This window comes from Pseudomonas sp. (assembly GCF_040514055.1).
GTDB lineage: Bacteria > Pseudomonadota > Gammaproteobacteria > Pseudomonadales > Pseudomonadaceae > Aquipseudomonas.
This window is the reverse complement of sequence record NZ_JBEVDL010000032.1, coordinates 1-6,988: the sequence shown is the minus strand read 5'-3', so window position 1 is coordinate 6,988 and position 6,988 is coordinate 1. Positions and strand designations below refer to the sequence as shown.

Below are 6,988 nucleotides of genomic sequence, written 5' to 3'. Positions count from 1 at the left end.
GCCGCGCTGTAAACCGTCGCGTAGAAGCGCAGGTTGAAGCTCAAGCTAAGTAATTAGCTCGCAGCTCTGAGGAAAGCCCGGCTTAGGCCGGGCTTTTCTTTGCCTGCGATTTGGGTTTTATCCGGATTTTGCGGTGGCCCTAAAAGATCGTCCGCCCGCGGCCCGAACCTCCGGCAGCTCCTACAGGGTCGGGTTACCACGGGGCATTGTGGGCGCCGCGGCGTTTACATGGATGTACGCTGGCCCCGGTAGGAGCTGCCGCAGGCTGCGATATTTTGATCTTTGGCCACAGCCCCTATCACCAGAATCGCCGGGCTTTTCAATTCAAACGCACTCGCATCCTGTTCCATGGTGTTCAGGTCGCTGCGGCATTCGCGCTGATGCGCCAAGGAGGCGTTTTCGATCATGGCCACCGGCGTATCCAGGGCCATCCCACCGGCAAGCAGTTGCTCACGGATCTCGCTCAGCTTCGCCACACCCATGTACACCACCAGGGTGGTGCCGCCCTGGGCCAGTGCCTGCCAATTCAGGCTGCTGCCATCCTGGGTATGCGCCGTCACCAGCGTTACTCCGCGCGCAACCCCGCGCAGGGTCAGCGGAATATCGCACTGCGTTGCCCCAGCCAGCCCGGCCGTGATGCCGTTTACCAGCTCGACCTCCACCCCACGCTCGCGCAGCCACTGCGCTTCCTCACCGCCTCGACCGAAAATGCACGGGTCGCCGCCCTTGAGCCGCACCACACATTTGCCCTGGCGCGCATACCGCAGCATCAGGCGATGGATGAACGCCTGTGGCGTGGAGCGACAGCCGCCGCGCTTGCCCACGGCGATGATTCGCGCTTGGGGGCAATGTTCCAGCACGGCGTCATTGACCAGGTCGTCGATCAGCACCACATTCGCTTCGCCCATGGCGCGTACTGCTTTGAGGGTCAACAATTCCGGGTCACCAGGGCCTGCGCCCACCAGCCAGACTTTTGCGCTCATCGTGTTTTCCTCATCAGATAACGGCGACCGGCTGAGCCGTGGCGGCCAGCAGTCGCTTGATTTCCGGGACGCACGAACCGCACTGCGTGCCGCAACCCAATTCCTGTTTAAGGCCCTGCAAGTCCAGGCCTTGACTGATTCCCGCGCACACTGCGTTGTGGCTGACATTACGGCAGTTGCACAGGGTGTTGTTGCCAGCGCCAATGGCGGCGCCGTCGCCAGGTGGTGCACTCAAGGGAGCGAGCATCCAGCGCCGCAGTGGTTCATCGGCGCGCCCTTCGAGCCACAGGTTTTGCAGCCAGTGCCGGGCCAGGGTTTCCCCGGCGAGGCGGATGGCGGTGATCCTGCCGTGTTCGATGCGTACACGTTTGCCGATCGAGCGGCGCACGTCGTCGTAGGCCAGTACGGGGCCTTGATCCACGCCCAGGCACTGGTCGATGTCGCGCAATAGTTGGGCGTCGGGCGCCGAGGCGCTGGCTGCGCGTATAAGCAGCGCCGGGCGCTCACGGCCAGCGACGCTCAGGCTGGCGTAGGAAAATTCCTCACAGAGGGGGCGCAGGCGCTCCAGTTGCTGTTGAACGTTGCCTTCGACCAGGGCAAACAGCTGCCAAGGCAGGTTGACGGGCTCCAGTCGCACGCCGCTGTGCTTCAGTTCCGGCTGCTTCGACAGGGGGTCAAAGGCCGGTTGGGTCAGCGAATTGACCCCGCCTTTGAGAAACCGGTCGCCCCAGTGCATGGGCAAAAACGCCTGGCCTGGCCGAACGCTCTCGTCACGGGTCACCGGCAGCACCACTGCGCCACGACGACTGTTCAGGCTGACCAGGTCGCCAGACTGCAAGCGATGGCGGCGTAGCTCATCGGGGTGCAGGCTCAACACCGCTTCACTGACGTGACCGAACAGCTGCGCGGCCGTGCCGGTGCGGCTCATGCCGTGCCATTGATCGCGCAGGCGCCCGGTGATCAGGGTCAGGGGAAACTGCGCATCCGGTTGTTCCCTGGCCGCTCGATACGGGTCCGCAATGAAGTGTGCGCGGCCGTTGGCGGTGGGGAATATGCCGTCACCGTACAGGCGCGCGGTACCTTGGCTGGCGCCGGGCGGGAAGGGCCATTGTTGCGGACCGATCTGGTCGATCAAGGCATGGCTGAGCCCGGAAAGGTCCAGGTCACGGCCTTGGGTCAGTTGCTTGTACTCATCAAAGATCTGCGCCGGCGTGTCGAGGGCAAACAGGCTGGCGTGCCCTGGACGCAGATGTTTTTCCAGGCGCTGTGCGAAATCCACCGTGATGGCCCAGTCCGGCCGTGCCTCGCCAGGTGCGATGACAGCCTGGCGCACGTGGGAAATGCGCCGCTCGGAGTTAGTCACCATGCCCTCTTTTTCACCCCAACTCGCGGCGGGTAGCAGCAGATCGGCAAAGGCTGCGGTTTCAGTGGTGCGAAAGGCTTCCTGCAACACCACGAACGGGCATGCCTGCAGGGCCTCACGCACGGCGTTCTGGTCAGGCATCGATTGCGCAGGGTTGGTGCAGGCGATCCACAAGGCCTTGATACGGCCGCTGCGCACCTGTTCGAACAACTCGATGGCGCTCAACCCGGTGGTGTGTGGCAGTTGCTCAACGCCCCAGTAGGCCGCCACTGCCTCGCGGTGCTCGGCATTGGCGGCGTCGCGATGGCCTGGCAGCAGGTTCGACAGGCTGCCGGTTTCGCGGCCGCCCATGGCATTGGGCTGACCGGTCAGCGAAAAAGGTCCTGCGCCTGGGCGGCCAATTTGCCCGGTGGCCAGGTGCAGATTGATCAGCGCGCTGTTCTTGGCGCTGCCGGCCGTGGACTGGTTGAGCCCCATGCACCACAACGACAGGAAAGTCGGTGAGGTGCCGATCCACTGCGCGCACTGCTGCAGCTGTTCGACACTGATCCCGCACAGTTGCGAGACCCTTTTCGGGCTGTAGTCGCGCACCAGGCTTTTCAGCTCCGGCAGCCCTTGGGTATGCGCGTTGATAAAGTCATGATCAACCCGGTCCTCCACCAGCAACAGGTGCAGGATCCCGTGGAACAGGGCGACATCGGTACCCGGCAGTATCGCCAGGTGCAGGTCGGCGAGGTCACAGGTGTCGGTGCGGCGCGGGTCGATAACGATGACTTTCATCTGCGGTCGGCGGGATCTGGCCTCTTCCAGCCGCCGGAAAAGTACCGGGTGGGCGTAGGCCATGTTGCTGCCGACGATCATCACGCAATCGCTCGACTCCAGGTCTTCGTAGCTGCACGGCGGGGCGTCCGCGCCGAGGCTGCGCTTGTAGCCGACCACCGCCGAAGACATGCACAGGCGTGAGTTGCTGTCGATGTTGTTGGTGCCCACCAGCGCCCGCGCCAGTTTGTTGAAACTGTAGTAATCCTCGGTCAGCAATTGGCCGGAGATGTAGAACGCCACACTGTCCGAGCCGTGTTCGGCGATGGTGCGGGCGAATACGCTGGCGGCGTGATCCAGGGCGGTGTCCCAGTCCGTACGGCCGCGGGCCAGGGTTTTGCCCAGGCGCAGTTCCGGATAGAGCGCCCGTGACGCAAGGTCGCCCGTCAGGTGCAAGGTCGAACCCTTGCTGCACAACTTGCCGAAGTTGGCGGGGTGGGCCGGATCGCCGCTGACGCCGAGAATGCGCTCGCCGTCATGTTCGATCAGCACGCCGCAGCCGACCCCGCAGTAACAGCAGGTTGAAGCGGTGATCTGCCGGTCCATCAGCTTGCTTCCCGCAGGGCCGGCAAGCAGGTGTCGCCGAACATCAGGTGGTCACGGATTGGTTCGATGTCGTGATTCTCCCGGATCTGGTGTAAATACCAGCCGCCGTCTGCGGTATCGCCATACAGGCAGGCGCCGACGAGGACGTCGTCCTTGATCACCAGTTTTTTGTAGATTCCGCTAATCGGGTCCGACAGGGTGATGGTCTCGGTACCTTCGCCGCCCATGAAGTCGCCGGCGGAGAACAGGTCGATGCCGGTGACCTTCAATTTGGTCGAGGTCACCGAGCCCTTGTAGGTGGCGAAACCCAGCTGGGCCAGGTGGTTGGCGCAGACCTTGGCCTGTTCGAACAGGGGCGCCACCAGGCCGTAGGCGATGCCGCGGTGGCTGGCACATTCGCCGATCGCGTAGATGCGCGGGTCGTAGGTTTGCAGCGTGTCGTTGACCAGGATCCCGCGGCTGCAGGGAAGGCCGCATTGCTCCGCCAGTTCGATGCGGGGCCGAATGCCGGCCGCCATCACCACCAGGTCCGCCGGGATCACGTCGCCATTGTTCAATTGCACCGAGCCGACCCGGCCATTGCCGGCATCGTGCAGCGCCTGGGTCTGTTGGCGCAGGCGAAAGTGCAGGCCCCGGCCTTCGAGGGCGGTCTGCAGCAGCTGGCCGCTGGTCTTGTCCAATTGCCGATCCAGTAGCCATTCGCCGATGTGCACCACGGTGACGTGCATGCCGCGCAGCATCAGGCCGTTGGCCGCTTCAAGGCCGAGCAGGCCACCACCGATCACCACGGCGTGGGAGTGGGTCCTGGCGGTGTTGATCATCGCCTGGGTATCGGCGATGTCGCGGTAGCCGATCACGCCCTGCAGCGTGTTGCCCGGAATCGGCAGGATGAACGGCGTCGAGCCGGTGGCGATCAGCAGGCGGTCGTACCCGGCTTCGGTGCCGTCATCGGCGATCACCCGGCGCCTGGTCCGGTCGATCTGCACCACTTTGCGGTTAAGCAGCAGCTTGATGTTGTTGTCGAGGTACCAGTCCAGGTCGTTGAGCTCGATCTCTTCAAACGTCTGCTCGCCGGCCAGTACCGGCGACAGCAGGATGCGGTTGTAGTTGGTATGGGGTTCGGCGCCGAAGACGGTGATGTCGTACAGGTCGTTGCTCAGCTTGAGCAGTTCTTCCAGGGTGCGTACCCCGGCCATGCCGTTGCCGATCATCACCAGTTTCAATTTGTTCATCAGGTTCTCCGGGGAACTGGGACCCGCCGCATCTGGGCGTCTCAGGTCGTACTTGAACATTTCGCGCAAACAAAAAAAGGCGTCCCGCCAGTTGCCTGGCGGGGACGCCTTTGTCCTTGTCCCGTTCTATCGGGAAGCGCAGCCCTCTTCGTTGAGGATGAGCTTTATGTCTGTGGGGAGAGTTAATGCAGTGGTTGTGCCAAGTCTGGAAGCCGGCACAATTGATGGTTCACAGGTGGTTTTTGAAGGTTGGCAGTGCCGTTCTTGCACCGAATCGAAGCGTGACGCCCTTTGTTGGAGCCTGTTTCTCACAGGCCAGTGGAAATCCCCTGTGGGAGCGAGCCTGCTCGCGATGGGCGCTCCCCGGTACTAACCACGAAAAACCAAAACCAGCAGCATCACATTCACCACCAGCGACACCAGTGCCATGGTCCGCCACACCTTCAGCGGTTCGCGCTCCAGCAAAGGTCGTGGCCGCACGCTCAGGCTGTGTCGCTCGCCCTGTTCCAGGAGCAGCAACCATTCTTCCGCCGTTTCAAATCGAGTCGCCGGATCAGCCGCAACGGCCCGCTCCAGGCTCTGCGCGATCCATTCCGGCAGGTCCGGGCGGTAGCGACTGGCACTCACCGGCACACCAAAGCGCGGGCGCTGGAATGCTTCGATTTCGCCGTGGGGGTAGTGTCCGGTCAGCAGGAAGTACAGGGTCACGCCGACCGCGTAAAGGTCCTGTTGCGGGGTGGGTGCCGCGCCGCCGAAGGCTTCCGGGGCGATGTAGCTCGGTGTGCCGGGCAGGGCGCACGGCTGGTCTTCGGACAGGCCCGGGCAATAGGCCAGGCCAAAATCCAGCAGGCGCAACTCGCCGTCGTCCCCCAGCAGCAGGTTCTGCGGCTTGATGTCGCGATGCAGAATCTGCCGGCGATGCAGCATGCCGACTGCGCGCAACAGGCGTTCGGCCAGGTCCAGCCATTGAGCCAGCGGCAACGGTCCGACGTCGGCATGGAGTGCCGCCAGGGTCGAACCGGAATATTCACGCATCACATAGTACAAATGCTGACGCTGACTGGCGGGATGGACTTCAGGAAAATGCCGTCCGGCAACGCGCTTGAGAAACCATTCCTCTGCCAGCAATGCCTGCCCGGCCTGGTGATCGTCGTGCAGGCGCGAGGGCAGGGTTTTCAGCAACCAGGGTTGTTGCTGCCCGTCATGCACCCGGTACAGCAGCGACTGCTGGCTTTGCCCGAGTATCGCGTCGACTTGCCAGCCCTCGAACATCTGCCCCGGCTTTAGCGCTGGCGGCAGCGACCATTGCTGCAAATGCACCAGGGCATCGCCGATGCTCGACTCTCCCAGGGCATCCACCCGCACCAGCAGCGCACTGGCATTGTCCTGGCTGCCCGCCAGGTGCGCGGCACTGACCAGGGTTTGCGCGGCACTGTGCAGATCCGGTTGATCGCGCAGGATTGCCGCGATCGCCGTGTCGCCCAATACCGCCCAGACGCCGTCGCTGAGCAGCACAAAGCTCTCGTCCAGGCGTAACTCGCCATCGAGGAAATCCAGCACCAGATGCTGATCCAGGCCCATCGCACGCTTGAGCACGTGCTGCATGCCGGGCTGGTCCCAGACATGGTCCTCGCTGATGCGCTGCAAGTGGCCGGCATGCCAGCGATACACCCGGCAATCACCGACGTGCGCCAGCGTGAAGCGCCGGCCGCGCACGACCAGGGCGCTGACAGTGGTCAGCAGCGGCTGCCCGCCGCCATTGGCCTGCAGCCAGCGGTTCTGCGCCAGCAGCAGGCGATCGAGGGCCTGGGCGACCGCCCAGGTTTCCGGCGTCGCGTAGTAATCCTGTTCCAGCGCATGCAAGGTCGAGCGGGCTGCGAGCCCGCCGTCGGCGCATTGACTGACGCCATCGGCAATCGCGAACAGATAGCCTTTGCTCGCGGCCAGCGCCGGAGCGGGCGTGACCAGGCGCAGGGCGTCCTGGTTTTCCTCGCGGGGGCCGATGGCGCTGGCTTCAGCGAAACTCAGCTGCAGGCTCATTGCCG

Annotated in this window: 3 protein-coding genes and 1 pseudogene; all 4 read right to left on the bottom strand. The window is 63.8% G+C overall.

The window, feature by feature from the left end:
* Positions 1-224: 224 nt before the first annotated feature.
* The 4 genes and pseudogenes from cobA to ABWY06_RS07995 all read right to left on the bottom strand — a co-directional run bounded on the left by cobA (position 225) and on the right by ABWY06_RS07995 (position 6,983).
* Positions 225-983: a uroporphyrinogen-III C-methyltransferase gene (gene cobA / locus ABWY06_RS08010; protein WP_353925038.1), complete on the bottom strand. Its 759-nt coding sequence runs from the start codon at positions 981-983 to the stop codon at positions 225-227.
* Positions 984-996: 13 nt separating this feature from the next.
* Positions 997-3,711 (bottom strand): nitrate reductase, encoded by a 2,715-nt coding sequence (locus tag ABWY06_RS08005; RefSeq protein ID WP_353925037.1) that lies wholly within the window; start codon positions 3,709-3,711, stop codon positions 997-999.
* Between the two features lie 23 nt (positions 3,712-3,734).
* Positions 3,735-4,943 (bottom strand): annotated as a pseudogene (locus ABWY06_RS08000) (NAD(P)/FAD-dependent oxidoreductase); the annotation flags it as partial.
* Positions 4,944-5,312: 369 nt separating this feature from the next.
* A complete protein-coding gene (locus ABWY06_RS07995) occupies positions 5,313-6,983 on the bottom strand; it encodes a bifunctional protein-serine/threonine kinase/phosphatase (RefSeq protein WP_353925039.1) in 1,671 nt (556 codons plus the stop codon).
* Positions 6,984-6,988: the final 5 nt, after the last annotated feature.

What these genes read in the sequence shown, in the direction of transcription:
- cobA (WP_353925038.1), bottom strand. Translation starts at nt 983, where the DNA reads ATGAGCGCAAAAGTCTGGCTGGTGGGCGCAGGCCCTGGTGACCCGGAA.
- ABWY06_RS08005 (WP_353925037.1), bottom strand. Translation starts at nt 3,711, where the DNA reads ATGGACCGGCAGATCACCGCTTCAACCTGCTGTTACTGCGGGGTCGGC.
- ABWY06_RS07995 (WP_353925039.1), bottom strand. Translation starts at nt 6,983, where the DNA reads ATGAGCCTGCAGCTGAGTTTCGCTGAAGCCAGCGCCATCGGCCCCCGC.